Below are 14,889 nucleotides of genomic sequence, written 5' to 3' on the forward strand. Positions count from 1 at the left end.
TAAATAAGAAGCAAGTGTTGTATGTAATCTTTCCATAATAAAAACCGTCCCAAAATGGGACGGCTTTTATTATGCGTATTGCCGTTTTTTCTTAATAAGCAACAAAACTTGTGAAACAAAAGCTAGTACCGGTAACTCAATCAACGGTCCAATAACGAGTGCAAGTGCGATAAGAGGCTCGTCTGGAAAAGCTGTTACAGCGATAGCGAGTGCAACAGGTGAGTTTCTTGCTAACGTTGTTAAGCTTAGACTTACTGTATCTTTGTAAGATAAATGCATCATGCGCCCGATAAATTGTCCTAGTAAGAAATTAATGATGAAGAACAATAGAACAGGAACGAGTAATAATAAAACGACATTCATATTTTGCAGTAAATATTTACCTTGTGATGCAAACATCGCTACTATTGCTAAACTTAAAAATACAATTTGAGCAGAGCTGAAAAACGGAATGAGTTTATTCTCGAGAGTTTCAGCTTTTTTCATTTTATTCATAATGAACTTTGTAGCGTGTGCAAGTATAAATGGTAAGACGATTACGATAACAATACTTTCTACTAAAACAGAAATCGCTACAGTTTTCATGACACCAGCAAATAAAAATAAATAAATGGGAAGGAGCAGTACTTGCAAAATTAAATTTACAGGTAAAATTGCAGTAGAAAGTGCTACATTACCTTTCGCTATTTCAGTAAAGATTAAGTACCAATCTGTACATGGAGTAACCATTAACATTATAAATCCAACCCAAAGTGCTGGATGATCGGAAAGAAATAGTGCTCCTAACCCCCAAGCGAGTAAAGGTGTCCATAAGAAGTTAATAGTAAGACTTGTTCCAGCAAATTTTAAATTGCGAAATCCGTTTTTTATTTCTTTTAATGGAATGCTGAGGAATAATCCATATAGCATGAAAAATAAGAAGGGGACAATAAATTTGTCTGAATACGTATGTATCATATTAAATTGTCCGAGTACGATGCCGCATGTAACAGCAAAAAGAATAATAAAAGTTTGAATCTTTTCTATAGTGCTCATGAATAAATCCTTTCTATATATGAATTTTCCTCTCAAAGTTTATTATACAAGTAATAAAGATGTATTTGGTGTTCAATTGTATTTTAGTTAATATTTTTAAATTGAGATTTTATTTTTTATTAAAAGTTACTTGACTAAAGTAAGTGACTATATTACAATCACTTACATAAGGTAATTAAATAACAAAAAGTTGTGATAGCGTAACTTAAGGTATCTATTGGAACTTTTTCTTAGAATAAGAATTTTTATGATGATGAATAATGAATATGAAAAGAAAGATTAGGTGAAGAAAATGGGACTATTTAGCTCATTATTTGGTAAAAAAGAAGAAAATACGAATGTAGAGGGGAATAAAAAAATGTCAAAAGTATTATTTGTAAAAGCAAACGATCGTCCAGCGGAGCAAGCAGTTAGTTCAAAAATGTATGAAACATTTGTAAGTACTTATAAAGAAGCAAATCCAAATACAGAAATTACGGAATTAGATTTATTTGCATTAGATCTTCCTTATTACGGAAATATCGCGATTTCAGGTGGATATAAACGTAGCCAAGGCATGGAGTTAACTGCTGAAGAAGAGAAGGCAGTTGCTACAGTAGATCAATATTTAAATCAGTTTTTAGAAGCTGATAAGGTTGTATTTGCATTCCCATTATGGAACTTTACAGTACCAGCGCCATTAATCACATATATTTCATACTTATCTCAAGCTGGAAAAACGTTTAAATATACAGCAAATGGCCCAGAAGGTTTAGTTGGTGGTAAAAAAGTAGTTGTGTTAGGTGCTCGTGGTTCAGATTACTCTTCAGAGCAAATGGCTCCTATGGAAATGGCAGTTAATTACGTAACAACGGTACTTGGATTCTGGGGAATTACAAATCCAGAGACAGTTGTAATTGAAGGACACAATCAATATCCAGATCGTTCACAACAAATTGTTGAAGAAGGTCTAGAAAACGTTAAAAAAGTAGCAGCAAAATTTTAATTCATGATAGTAAATGGAAAAACCAACATGGATGACCATGTTGGTTTTTTAGTCTATTTTTCATGTTAAAAAATGTATATTTATAAAATAAAAGAAAAGTTCGAAAATAGTATTGCAAAATATTATATAGCAAACTATAATGAGTTCAAGAATAGTTGATACTTAAATTAAATATTCAGAAAATTCAATTAGTTAAAATTGGAAAATGAGATAAGGAAACTTGAATGGGGGTTATATTATGGCGAATAAAGTACCGTTTTCGTTCATAGTAGTTATTGGATTAATGTTATTTGCACTATTTTTTGGAGCGGGAAATTTAATTTTCCCAGCGATGCTTGGTCAATCAGCAGGAGAGAATGTATGGATTGCTAACGCTGGATTTTTAGTAACTGGTGTTGGATTACCATTACTAGGTGTGCTAGCATTTGGTTTTTCAGGTAAAGATGATTTGCAGTCGTTAGCTAGTCGTGCTCACCCAGTGTTTGGGATTGTGTTTACAACAGTTTTATACTTAGCGATTGGTCCGTTATTTGCAATACCGAGAACAGGAAATGTTTCTTATGAAATTGGTCTTAAACCGTTTATGCCAGAAGGAGTAGGTTCTACACCTTTAATTCTTTTCACAATTATATTCTTTAGTATCACTTGTTTTTTTTCGCTAAATCCCGCGAAAATTGTCGATATTGTTGGAAAAATCTTAACACCAATTAAGTTGACTTTCATCGGTATTTTAGTAATCGTTGCTTTTATACATCCGATTGGAGATATGCAAGCACCAGTGGAAGCTTATACATCACATGCATTCTTTAAAGGATTCCAAGAAGGATACTTAACGATGGATACGCTTGCATCATTCGTATTCGGGATTATCATTATCAATGCTATTAAAGAAAAAGGTGCGAAAACGAAAACACAAATTATGGTCGTTTGTGCAAAAGCGACAATTATTGCAGCATCTATTTTAGCAATTATCTATACAGCACTTTCTTATATGGGTGCTTCAAGTGTTGCAAAGCTTGGACATTTAGAGAACGGCGGAGAAGTATTAGCGAAAGTTTCTAACTACTATTTCGGATCATATGGCGGAGTATTATTAGGATTAATGATTACAGTAGCTTGTTTAACAACTAGTGTGGGACTTGTATCAGCATGTTCTTCATTCTTCCATAAGTTATTCCCAAATGTTCCTTACAAAGCAATTGCAATCACGCTATGTGTATTTAGTGCAATTGTTGCAAATGTAGGATTAACACAGTTAATCGCAGTTTCTGTTCCAGTATTAACAGCAATTTATCCACTAGCAATCGTATTGATTTTCTTAACATTCTTCCATTCATTATTCAAAGGAAGAGCTGAAGTTTATCAAGTGAGCTTAATCGTAACATTTATCATCAGCTTATTCGATGGATTAAGTGCAGCTGGAGTTAACATTGAAGTAGTAAGCCAAGTGTTCACTAAATTCCTTCCGATGCAGGAAGTAGGATTAGGCTGGATCTTCCCAGCGATTATCGGTGGATTTATCGGATATGGACTTAGCATTTTAAAAGTGAAAAACCAAGTTCAACCAGCAACTAGAGCGGATAAGAAAATAGGTTAAATAAAAAAAGTTATAGAACTTGTTTCTATAGCTTTTTTTGTTACTATTAATAATGAGAAAAAATAAAGTAGTAGGGGAAATAAAATGAAAAAAACAATTGATCATATCGGAATCGCAGTTCGTGATATAGATAGTACGATACGTTTTTATGAACAGGTTCTATCAGGAGAATTAATAGATCGTTACGTAAGTGAGGCAACAGGTGTGGAAAGCGAAGTAGCCATTCTTGAAGTGGATGGAGATAGAATTGAATTACTTGCACCGACAAATAACACCACTTCACCAATTGCCCGATTTATAAAACAAAAAGGTAAAGGTGTACATCACGTTGCGTATCGTGTCGATGATTTAGATGTGGCTCTAGAAGAGTTAAAAGAACAAGGTATTCGGACATTAGAGCATACACTACGCATTAATAAGCACGGTAGAAGGTTAATTTATCTTAACCCAGCGGATACTGAAGGAACGATTATCGAGTATTGTGATTATCCGGAAGAGAAATAGAAGAGGGATACTTTTTTAAAGGTGTTACGTAATAACGTAATACCTTTTTATTTATGTATTTCACATTTTCTTCACAAATGATTCACGATAACTTTTCTTCTTTGATAACTTACATAAATATATTTTATGATATAATAACAATCGGCTTTAAAAATGTAAGTTGTATCTATCATAATAGTTACTATTATATTGGAAGTTTAGAGGTGGAAGAGAAATAAAGAGTTATACTTTCTAGAAGTTTATATTTAATCAGGTTAATATTTTGCCCAAGAATCAAACTCGGGAAGTAAAAATAATGAAAATATAGCGATGAGGAAGAAAGAAGTGAAATGAGTGTGAAAGTAATGAAAAGGTTAGGGACATTGTTATTACTTGCATGTGTGCTTATCATATTGATACCGAAAAGTGCATCTGCTCATGCGTATGTTGTGAAATCAAACCCTACGGAAAATGAAACATTGAAGAAAGCACCGTCTGTTGTGAAAATCGAGTTCGATGAGGACATACAAATCTCAAGTTTTAATACATTGTACGTGAGAGATACATCAGGTAAAAGGGTCGATTTAAAAGATGCTCATATTGATAAAAAAAATAAAAAGCTATTAGAAGCTGGATTGAAAGAGAATCTTAAAAATGGTCTCTACTCTATTCAGTGGAAAGCTATTTCAGCTGATGGACATCCCATTCAAGGAGTTATTCCATTCCGTATTGGATTAGCGGAAGCTGGAGCAGATGATATACAAGTAGAAGAGATGGGATATGTTCCGCAAATTGATATGATCATGGAACGTGGAATTTTATATACAAGTTTCTCACTATTTATAGGAGTGCTATTCTTTAATCTTATTATGTATAAAGGGAATGCAACCTCGGTTCGATCAAGGAGTAAGAACATAATATGGATTTCCTTATTAGGGATATTTACTAGCTTGTTATTCAATCTACCACTGCAAGCGAAAATAAATGCTGATGTTTCATGGCTAGAAGCATTCAATCCTTTACTATTAAAAGAAACGTTACAGCTTTCTGTTTTTAGTTATGTTTGGATTACTCAAATGGTTCTCATTAGTTCGCTTATAATCGTTACGTATTTTGCGATGAGGCGTGAGAAGCTATCGTCTTTTAAAGTATGGAGTATTCCAATAGTGCTGTTTATTGGAATACTTGTTATGAAAGCATTTAATAGTCACGCATATGGTTTAAAGTTTAAAGATATTGCTGTTGTTATGGATTTTTTACATTTATTCGCAGCTTCATTATGGATTGGTGGTTTATCGTCTATTATTCTTCTGTTACGTAAAGAGGATAACAAATGGAATATGTATTGGGATATGATTAAGCGTTTTTCACCGTGGGCAACATGCGCTGTCATTGTGATTTTAATAACAGGTCTTTTTAACAGTACATTTTTTATTCCAACAATCCACTCGTTATTTGATACGAAGTATGGATTAGCTTTACTAGCAAAGATACTTTTATTCGTTTTCATGGGGATATTGGGAATTATTCATTATGTGAAAGGGAAAATGAGAGCGGAGCAAGGATTAGGTGCTACGGTGAAAGTAGAGTTTATCATTGGAATTATCATTTTCGTCATCGTAGCTTTTATGACAAACGTACAAACACCACCGATGCCTCCTACTGGACCTTTTACAGAGAGTAAACAATTAGATAATGGATATGAAATGACGCTAAATGTAAGTCCTAATAGAGTAGGACAAAATATATTCCATATTACTTTAAAGGATGAGAACGGACAACCCGTTACTGATATGGAACAAATTATATTAACGACTCAATCGTTAGATATGAATATGGGAAAAGGATCATTTAAAGTTTCGGCAGTTTCACCGGGAGAATATGAAGCAGAAGGGATGTATATTAACATGACAGGAAACTGGAATATACAAGTACATGGATTAACGCAATCGCTTGATAGCTTCGATACGGATTATAAATTTATTGTAGGTGGCAGATAAAGTGAAACTTTAAGCAGCCCTCATCAATTGGGCTACCCGGCGAATAGCGGGATAAAGAGTAGGTATAGATAAAAAGGAGCTAATTGAAAATGGAACGTATAAAAAAATTAGGAACAACAATGATCGCAACAGCAATTACAATGGGAATGTTTTCGTTACCTGTTAGTGCGCACGTTACTGTGAAGCCAGCAACTTCTGACATCGGTTCTTGGGAGACTTACACGATAAAAGTACCAGTTGAAAAGAATATAGCAACAACAAAAGTTACACTGAAAATACCGTCTGGTGTGGAATTCCAACAGTATGAACCAGTGCCAGGGTGGAAAATGGAAGAGCAGAAAGATAATGCCGGAAAAGTGAAAACTGTAGTATGGGAAGCAATAGGAGAAGGGATTTTACCCGGTCAGTTCCAGCGATTTACTTTCGTCGCTAAAAATCCGGATAAAGAACAAAAAATAGCTTGGGATGCATATCAACAATATAAAGACGGAGAAATTGTTGAATGGACAGGCGATGAGAAAGCTGAAAAACCGCATTCACTTACTACAATTGCAAAAGGTACGTCATTAACAGGAGAACATGGTGAAGTATCTAATGTAGAAAAGAATGAAGGTACTAGTAATATGCAGTTGATAGCAATTGTTTTATCTATTTTGGCAATTGTATCTTCGGTAGGTGCGTGTGTTTTTGTAGTGCGTCGTAAAAAATAAGATATAAAAAAGAGCCTACAAATAGTAGGCTCTTTCTCATATTTATTTCACTTCAACCTGCTGCCTTACAGCAAGTGTTTTCGGCTTTATATTTACAAAACAAATGCTCACAACAATAAATAATAGGCCAATAAATAAGCTCATTGTAATGGCTTCATGTAAGAAGATTGAACTTACAATAATAGCGATAAGGGGAATAAGGAATGTATAAGCCCCTACTTTACTCGCTTCACCAGCTCCAACGAGTGTGAAGTATGCAAGCCACCCCATTGCAATAACAAAGAATGAAATAAAGAGTAGTACACTAACAAATGGCATACTCCAAGCAATACTAGACCAACTTTCAAATTCTGAGCCAAATCCGATTAAACAAAGACCACCGATAAGAAGCTGAATTGTTACCATCCAAATGGCATTCACACGGTGACCAGTCTTCTTAATGAATACTGTGCCAAGTGCCCAGCCAATAGCGCATCCTAACGCGAGAAGGATTCCAATAACAGAAATATGTCCTGTTAAACTGCTTGAGCTAATAACACCTACACCAATAAATCCGAGAACAAGCCCGAAAATTTTCAAGCCGTACATTGATTCTTCAAGCCATATCCACGAGAAAATACCGAGTAAAACTGGTTGTAGAAATACAATGGCGGAAAATAACCCAGCAGGCATATATTGAAGACCAACAGTTTGTAACCCGTAAAATATAATGATGTTAAGTAAAGAAGAAATAACGTATAAATGCCACGTTTCTTTTAAATGTAATTCTTTATATTTGGGTAGAGCGAAAAGGAGTAAAATGAATCCTCCAATTAAAGTTCGAACGCCTGCAAATAAAACGGGTGGTGTATAATGCAGGGCAAACTTAGATAAAGGCCAATTGATTCCCCACATGAAAACGAGAAAGGTAAGGATTATGGCCGTCTTAGTTCGAGAAAGCTGTGTCACGGTAAGACCTCCTTGTTGTTATTCATTTCACTATGATATGATATCGAATGTAATAAATAAAATGAATCTTTTTTATAAGGAGTATAAGTGATTAGTTATGACTATTACACAACTGCAAGTATTAATAAAAACTATTGAGTTAGGTAGTTTTACGAAGGCTGCCAGGGTGTTAAATATGACGCAGCCAGCTGTAAGTCATGCAATTTCAAGTATTGAGTCAGAGTTAGGAGTTACGATTCTTATACGTGATAAACGACAAGGATTACTCGTTACGGATGTAGGAAACAGAATTCTTGTACATATTAGAGAGATTTTGAACGGTGTAGAGAAGATTGAACAAGAAGTTGCGATGGAGAAAGGACACGAAGTGGGGACGATTCGAATTGGGAGTTTTCCGAGTGCTTCTGCACATTTCTTACCGAAAATGATAAACCATTTTAAGGAGAAGTATCCGAGCTTAGAGGTCGTTCTTTGTGAAGGAACAATTAAAGAAGTTGAAGATTGGTTAATATCGAGGGTTGTTGATATAGGAATTGTTATTTTGCCTAATAAAGAGATGGAGATTGTCCCGTTAACGAAGGGAAAAATGGTTGCTATCTTAAGAGAGGATCATCCTCTTTGTAAGAAGGACTCTATTACAATTCGTGATTTGGAGAATGAACCGATCATATTATGTAAGGGCGGATACGAACCACCCATCATTGATATGTTTAAACAAGCCAACGTACCACTTCGGGCTGAGTATGTAATTTCTACCGTTACTACAGCTTTAAATATGATTCAAGAAGGATTAGGCATTGCAATATTAGCTGAATTATCTTTAACGAATTTACCACAGAATGTGCAAACGAGAGAATTGGAGCCGCAAGTATGGAGAGAAATTGCTTTAGCTGTTCCTTCATTAAAGGATTCTTCAATCGCTGTACAGCTATTTATTGAAGAATTTCAAGCGCTATTTGCAGAATAAAAAGGGGTGTCTCATATATCATAATGGGGCACTTTTTAATTTGCTTATAAAAAATCTATGAAAAGGATTGACTTATTTTTTAGTTGTAACTATAATGATTACATCGAGGTGGTGATTACGATGAAAATTAGTAGCCGCTTTTCCATAGCTGTTCATATTTTATCTATTTTGAAAAACAATCCATCTTCACTTTGTACTTCAGACTATATGGCTGAGAGTGTCAATACAAATCCAGTAGTCATTCGTAAAATCATGTCGTACTTGAAACAAGCTGGCTTTGTTTACGTAAATCGTGGACCGGGTGGCGCGGGATTACTAAAGGATTTACATGAAATCACATTGTTAGATGTGTATCATGCAGTGAACGTAGTCGAAGAAGACAAGCTATTTCATATTCACGAGCAACCGAATCCAGATTGTCCAATTGGGGCGAATATTCAAGCGGTGTTAGAAATTATTTTAATTCAAGCACAATCCGCGATGGAAGAAGTTTTGAGAAATATTACGATGGGGCAGTTGTTTGAAACTTTGCAAGAAAAAATGAATGCTTAAATAATATTTATATTTTTTTATCATTAATGTAACTGATTTGATTACAACGATAAGGTAAGGTGTAAAAGTTATGACTGTAAAAATGAAAGTATACTCAGATTTTATATGTCCGTTTTGTTTTTTAGCAAAAGGTCCATTAGATGAGGTAGCGAAAGAGAAAGATGTAGAGATTGAATGGATGCCATTTGAATTACGTCCAAGTCCATATTCAAAAATAGATCCATGGAATGAACCAGAAAAATTAGGTTCATGGGATGCTTTCATTCTTCCGACAGCGAAGAAGTTTGGAATTGATATGCGCTTGCCACGTGTTTCACCACATCCATATACACATTTAGCTTTCGAAGGATGTCAATTTGCGAAAGAACGTGGACTAGGTAATGAGTATCATCACCGCGTATTCACAGCATTTTTCCAAGAAGAGCAAAACATTGAAGATATTGATGTGTTAACAAAATTAGCGGTAGAAGTAGGACTTCCTGAGGCGGAATTTAAAGATGCTTTAGTAACTCGTAAATATAAAGAAAAGCATCAAGAAGCAATTCAACACGCATATGATGAAGCGAATATTATGGCTGTTCCAACTGTCATGATTGGAGATGAAGTCATTCAAGGGCTTGCTAGTAAAGAAACACTAGAAAGGGTCATTGATAAAGAAATTGAAAAGGATAAAACAAATTCATTTGAAGGTATGCAATGTAATACCGATGGATATTGCTAATTCGCTTGTTATGAAATAACAAAATAAATTATAAAACAAACATTTGGAGGAATTAAAATGTCAGCAACTACAACAAACTTAAAAGAAGCAATCGTGAACCGCCGTTCAATTCGTAAAGTAACAAAAAACGATGCAATTACGAAAGAAAGAATTGAAGAAGTGTTAAAAACAGCTTTACACGCACCAACATCTTTCAATATGCAAAGTGGTCGTATGGTTGTATTAATGGATGGAGAGCATGAAAAGTTTTGGGATATCGTTAAAGAAACACTAAGAGCACGCGTACCAGCAGAAAACTTTGAAGCGACTGTAGAAAGACTAAAAGGCTTCCATGCAGGTGTAGGAACAGTTCTATTCTTTGAAGATCAAGCAACTGTAGAAAAAATGCAAGAAAATGCCCCATTATACAAAGATCAGTTCCCATTCTGGTCTCATCAAGGAAATGCGATGTTACAACATACTGTGTGGATGCTATTATCTGCTGAAGGAATTGGGGCGTCATTACAACATTACAACCCAATCGTAGATGCTGAAGTGAAAGAAACTTGGAACATTCCGGCAGAGTGGAGCTTAGTAGGTCAAATGCCATTTGGTGAACCAAACGAACAACCAGCAGAAAGAACGTTCTTGCCTACTGAAGATGTAGTGAAATTTTATTAAGAAATACAATATGTAACGAGAAGGAAGCTGTGCTTAAAAGCAGCTTCCTTTTTTGTAGTGGTGTTAATTTATGCGCATTTAGGGAAGAAATATAAGAAATAATACGGTGAGAAGGGAATTAGAAAAATGAATGATGAGAAAAAATATACAGTGGTAGGTACTGATGTTGAGGAAGTAAAGCGTTTAAATAAAAATTCAGGATTAACGTATAATCAAGTGAAAGAAATGTTAGCAAAGCAAATGCAAAAAAAGAAGTAATTAGATTGAAATCTTTCATTTTTTCATTTAGCATTTTGATTGGAGAGAGTTAAGTAAAAGGTAACTCTCTTTTTTGTATAGCTAAGCATCTTATAGAGTGGAGGAAGCAACATGAAGAAATGGGTAAAGGTAACGCTGTCTATCACTGGAGGCATTGTCTTATTAGCGTGTGCCGGCGGATATTACGTGTATAAAAATTATTTTCCAAAGGAACCTGAGCGTATTGTATATGATAAAGAAAGAGTGCTACAACCGATACATAATCAGCTTAAAGGAATCAATATAGAAAATGTAAAGATAAAAGAAAGAGAAGTCGTAAATGCGACTGTAGATGAGCTTCAAAAAATGATTGATGATGGAAAGTTGTCATATGAAGAATTAACGAGTATTTATCTCTTTAGAATACAAGAACATGATCAAAATGGAATAACATTAAATTCTGTTACAGAGATAAATCCTAATGCGATGGAAGAAGCAAGAAAGTTAGATCAAGAGCGGGGTAGAAACAAAAATTCGAATTTATATGGTATTCCTGTCGTTGTAAAAGATAATGTACAGACGGAAAAAGTGATGCCGACTAGTGCAGGAACTTATGTATTAAAAGATTGGATTGCAGATCAAGACGCAACAATTGTGAAGCAGTTGAAAGAAGAAGGAGCATTTGTTTTAGGAAAAGCGAATATGTCTGAGTGGGCGAACTATTTATCTTTTACAATGCCAAGCGGGTATAGCGGGAAGAAAGGACAAAATTTAAACCCGTACGGTCCGATTACATTCGATACTTCAGGATCAAGTTCAGGATCTGCTACAGTAGTTGCAGCAGATTTTGCGCCGCTTGCAATTGGAACAGAAACGACGGGATCGATTGTTGCACCAGCGGCGCAGCAATCAGTAGTTGGGTTACGTCCATCTTTAGGTATGGTAAGTAGAACAGGAATTATTCCATTAGCTGAAACTCTTGATACAGCAGGACCTATGGCAAGAACAGTAAAAGATGTAGCAACGTTATTTAATGCAATGATAGGTTATGACGAAAAAGATGTTATGACAGAAAAAATGAAAGATAAAGAAAGAATTGATTATACAAAGGATTTATCAATAGATGGATTAAAAGGGAAAAAGATAGGGCTTCTTTTTTCTGTAGACCAACAAGATGAAAATAGAAAAGTAGTAGTAGAAAAAATTAGAAAAGACCTTCAAGATGCAGGTGCGATATTAACTGATAATATCCAGTTAAGTGCTGAGGGTGTAGATAATTTGCAAACATTAGAATATGAGTTCAAGCATAATGTAAACGACTATCTTTCACAGCAAAAGAATGTACCGGTAAAATCGTTAGAAGAGATTATAGCGTTTAATAAAAAGGATAGTAAAAGACGAATAAAATACGGACAAACATTAATTGAAGGGTCTGAAAAATCTGCTATAACGAAAGAAGAGTTTGAAAACGTAGTGCAAACGAGTCAAGAAAATGCAAGAAAAGAGCTAGATAGGTATTTAGTAGAAAAAGGTTTGGATGCTCTAGTTATGATTAATAACGATGAAGTCCTTCTATCAGCTGTAGCTGGTTATCCGGAATTAGCGGTTCCTGCTGGATATGATAAAAATGGAGAACCAATCGGTGTAGTGTTTGTAGGGAAACAGTTTGGTGAAAAAGAGCTTTTCAATATTGGATATGCGTATGAACAGCAGTCCAAAAATAGAAAATCACCTAGTTTATAAAAGATTATATGAAAAATAACTGCCACCGAAATTATGTTGGTGGATTCCAGTTAAACGAATCTAACAATATGAAAAGAAAAAAAGGATTCTTCTCAATTAGTAAGAAAGATTGTCTATAGGAGTTCATAAAATGTAATATATTCAATTTCCATCCATTGAAGGGGGAGGTTAATTCTTAATGAATGAAGTAAAGAGTTTTTTTCGAAGTAGAGGGTTTCAACGGTTTCTCGTTTTAATAATAGTAGCGCTTGTATTATACGCATTAAAAAGTATGATTAATTTAATATTAATTACGTTTATACTGACGTTTTTAATGGATCGATTTCAACGTTTTATTTCAAGAAAATTGAAAGTAAACCGGAAAATTGTTATTGCATGTTTATATATAATACTAGTTTCCTTTATAGGCACAACATTATATAAATATTTACCTGTGCTGACGATACAAATTTCACAATTAATTTATCAATTTAAACTGTTTTTTCAAAATCCACCTGATAATGAAATCGTTAAATATGCACTTTCGACAATTAATGGGATGGAAGTATCAAAATATATAGAACAAGGTGTAGACGTCATATATCAATCAATAGCAAATATAGGGAAGGTAAGTTTACAAATATTATTATCTCTAATTTTAAGCTTATTTTTCTTATTAGAAAAAGAGCGTATTATTACATTTACATCAAAGTTTAAAGATAGTAAGTTAAAAATCTTTTATGAAGAAATTGCATATTTTGGTGAAAGATTTGCAAGATCGTTCGGCAAAGTAATTGAGGCTCAGTTTTTAATTGCCGTTGTAAATTGTATTCTTACTGTCATTGCATTAATCGTTTTAGGATTTCCACAGCTACTTGTATTAGCTGTTATGATTTTCTTACTAGGGTTGATTCCTGTTGCAGGTGTGATTATTTCTTTGTTTCCACTTTGTATCATTGCTTACAACGTAGGCGGAGTTATGTACGTAGTATACATACTCGTATTCATAACAGTAATCCATGCTCTTGAAAGTTATTTTTTAAATCCGAAGTTTATGTCTGCAAAAACAAATTTACCAATATTCTACACATTTATGATTCTTATCTTCTCAGAGCATTTCCTTGGAATATGGGGGCTTATTATCGGGATACCAATCTTTATCTTTTTATTAGATGTACTTGATATAAATAATGAGGATGCGACTAAAAAATAAGAAATGATAGAAAATCACTAAAAAGTCATAGGAGATAATGAAAATAAAAAGCAATCCAAAATAAATTGGATTGCTTTTTATCTTAATTAAAGAACCGGAGCCATTGTTTCTTTCAATACTTGAACAGAGTGGTCGAATTTTAATTCTTCATCTTCACTTAATTCAACCTCTAAAATTTCACGAACACCGCCGCGATTTAAAACAGCAGGTACCCCGATATAAACATCTTTTTGACCGTATTGACCTTCTAAGTAAGCTGATACAGTTAATACACTATTTTCGTCGTTTAAAATTGCTTTTGTAACACGTAGAAGTGACATACCGATACCATAATAAGTTGCGCCTTTACGCTCAATAATATGGTAAGCTGCATCACGGACGTTTATGAAAATTTTGTCTAAATCTTCTTGATTATACGTGTTGTCTTTTTCAAGCAGTGTTTGTAGTTTTTGGATACCAACGGAAACATGGCTCCAAACTGGAAGTTCAGTATCGCCGTGTTCTCCGATAATATAAGCGTGAATGTTGTGTGGACCAATATCGAAGTACTCACCTAACATATAGCGGAAACGAGCAGAATCAAGCGTTGTACCAGAACCGATTACACGTTCTTTCGGTAAACCAGATTCTTTCCAAGTTACGTAAGTTAAAATATCTACAGGGTTTGTTGCGATTAAGAAGATGCCATCAAATCCGCTATCCATAATACTGCGAACGATTTGTTTGAAGATTTTAGCGTTTTTCTCAACTAAATCTAAACGTGTTTCGCCTGGTTTTTGTGGTAATCCAGCTGTAATAACTACAAGGTCAGCATCTTTACAATCTTCGTAGCTGCCTTTCCATACTCTAGTTGGAGCTGGTGCGAATGGAACAGCATGACTTAAGTCCATTGCTTCCCCTTCAGCTTTTGCCTCATTTACATCGACTAAAACAAATTCTTCAGCTACAGCCTGGTTAATCATGCAGTAAGCATAACTACATCCAACTGCTCCTGTTCCTACTAATACAACACGGTTAATACCTTTTTTCATTTCAAAATTCCTCGCAATTTCATTGATT

At 34.4% G+C, this 14,889-nt stretch carries 15 protein-coding genes; 12 read left to right on the forward strand and 3 right to left on the reverse strand.

The window, feature by feature from the left end:
* Positions 1–69: 69 nt before the first annotated feature.
* Complete coding sequence (locus ACTFRM_RS05585) at positions 70–1,035, reverse strand: arsenic resistance protein (RefSeq protein ID WP_071740406.1); 966 nt, start codon at positions 1,033–1,035, stop codon at positions 70–72.
* A gap of 292 nt (positions 1,036–1,327) precedes the next feature.
* On the opposite strand from ACTFRM_RS05585, the gene ACTFRM_RS05590 reads away from it, so the two are divergent.
* The 5 genes from ACTFRM_RS05590 to ACTFRM_RS05610 all read left to right on the forward strand — a co-directional run bounded on the left by ACTFRM_RS05590 (position 1,328) and on the right by ACTFRM_RS05610 (position 6,810).
* A complete protein-coding gene (locus ACTFRM_RS05590) occupies positions 1,328–2,020 on the forward strand; it encodes an FMN-dependent NADH-azoreductase (protein WP_000522528.1) in 693 nt (230 codons plus the stop codon).
* 238 nt (positions 2,021–2,258) lie between these two features.
* Positions 2,259–3,617 carry a branched-chain amino acid transport system II carrier protein gene (gene brnQ / locus ACTFRM_RS05595; RefSeq protein ID WP_001284786.1) on the forward strand — a complete coding sequence of 453 codons (1,359 nt, stop codon included), beginning with the start codon at positions 2,259–2,261 and terminating at the stop codon, positions 3,615–3,617.
* A gap of 84 nt (positions 3,618–3,701) precedes the next feature.
* Entirely contained in the window at positions 3,702–4,121 is a 420-nt protein-coding gene (locus ACTFRM_RS05600; protein ID WP_000750856.1) for a VOC family protein, read from the forward strand.
* Between the two features lie 329 nt (positions 4,122–4,450).
* Positions 4,451–6,100, forward strand: coding sequence for a copper resistance CopC/CopD family protein (locus ACTFRM_RS05605; RefSeq protein ID WP_440043117.1), 1,650 nt, complete (start codon positions 4,451–4,453; stop codon positions 6,098–6,100).
* An 89-nt stretch (positions 6,101–6,189) separates the two neighbouring features.
* Positions 6,190–6,810 (forward strand): YcnI family copper-binding membrane protein, encoded by a 621-nt coding sequence (locus tag ACTFRM_RS05610; protein WP_000439685.1) that lies wholly within the window; start codon positions 6,190–6,192, stop codon positions 6,808–6,810.
* A 42-nt stretch (positions 6,811–6,852) separates the two neighbouring features.
* Here the strand turns inward: ACTFRM_RS05610 and ACTFRM_RS05615 are convergent, their stop codons facing one another.
* Positions 6,853–7,758 (reverse strand): DMT family transporter, encoded by a 906-nt coding sequence (locus tag ACTFRM_RS05615; RefSeq protein WP_000192812.1) that lies wholly within the window; start codon positions 7,756–7,758, stop codon positions 6,853–6,855.
* A 97-nt stretch (positions 7,759–7,855) separates the two neighbouring features.
* Between ACTFRM_RS05615 and ACTFRM_RS05620 the strand changes: the two genes are divergently transcribed.
* The 7 genes from ACTFRM_RS05620 (at position 7,856) to ACTFRM_RS05650 (ending at position 13,830) form a co-directional block, all read left to right on the forward strand.
* Positions 7,856–8,725, forward strand: coding sequence for a LysR family transcriptional regulator (locus tag ACTFRM_RS05620; RefSeq protein ID WP_000156743.1), 870 nt, complete (start codon positions 7,856–7,858; stop codon positions 8,723–8,725).
* Between the two features lie 120 nt (positions 8,726–8,845).
* A complete protein-coding gene (locus tag ACTFRM_RS05625; RefSeq protein ID WP_000704073.1) occupies positions 8,846–9,277 on the forward strand; it encodes an Rrf2 family transcriptional regulator in 432 nt (143 codons plus the stop codon).
* A gap of 70 nt (positions 9,278–9,347) precedes the next feature.
* A complete protein-coding gene (locus ACTFRM_RS05630) occupies positions 9,348–9,998 on the forward strand; it encodes a DsbA family oxidoreductase (protein ID WP_000216660.1) in 651 nt (216 codons plus the stop codon).
* Between the two features lie 57 nt (positions 9,999–10,055).
* The gene (locus ACTFRM_RS05635; RefSeq protein WP_001277021.1) at positions 10,056–10,658 is read left to right on the forward strand and encodes a nitroreductase family protein; all 603 of its coding nucleotides are present in this window, start codon (positions 10,056–10,058) and stop codon (positions 10,656–10,658) included.
* A 126-nt stretch (positions 10,659–10,784) separates the two neighbouring features.
* Positions 10,785–10,916 carry a hypothetical protein gene (locus ACTFRM_RS05640; protein ID WP_000997344.1) on the forward strand — a complete coding sequence of 44 codons (132 nt, stop codon included), beginning with the start codon at positions 10,785–10,787 and terminating at the stop codon, positions 10,914–10,916.
* Positions 10,917–11,027: 111 nt separating this feature from the next.
* The gene (locus ACTFRM_RS05645; RefSeq protein ID WP_000759479.1) at positions 11,028–12,638 is read left to right on the forward strand and encodes an amidase family protein; all 1,611 of its coding nucleotides are present in this window, start codon (positions 11,028–11,030) and stop codon (positions 12,636–12,638) included.
* Between the two features lie 178 nt (positions 12,639–12,816).
* Entirely contained in the window at positions 12,817–13,830 is a 1,014-nt protein-coding gene (locus ACTFRM_RS05650; protein WP_001006597.1) for an AI-2E family transporter, read from the forward strand.
* A gap of 86 nt (positions 13,831–13,916) precedes the next feature.
* On the opposite strand, the gene ACTFRM_RS05655 is transcribed toward ACTFRM_RS05650, so the two are convergent.
* On the reverse strand, positions 13,917–14,861 hold the full coding sequence (locus ACTFRM_RS05655) for an L-lactate dehydrogenase (RefSeq protein ID WP_000715321.1): 945 nt from the start codon (positions 14,859–14,861) through the stop codon (positions 13,917–13,919).
* Between the last annotated feature and the right edge of the window lie 28 nt (positions 14,862–14,889).

The organism is Bacillus cereus group sp. MYBK227-1 (assembly GCF_051916325.1).
Taxonomy (GTDB): Bacteria; Bacillota; Bacilli; order Bacillales; family Bacillaceae_G; genus Bacillus_A; species Bacillus_A cereus.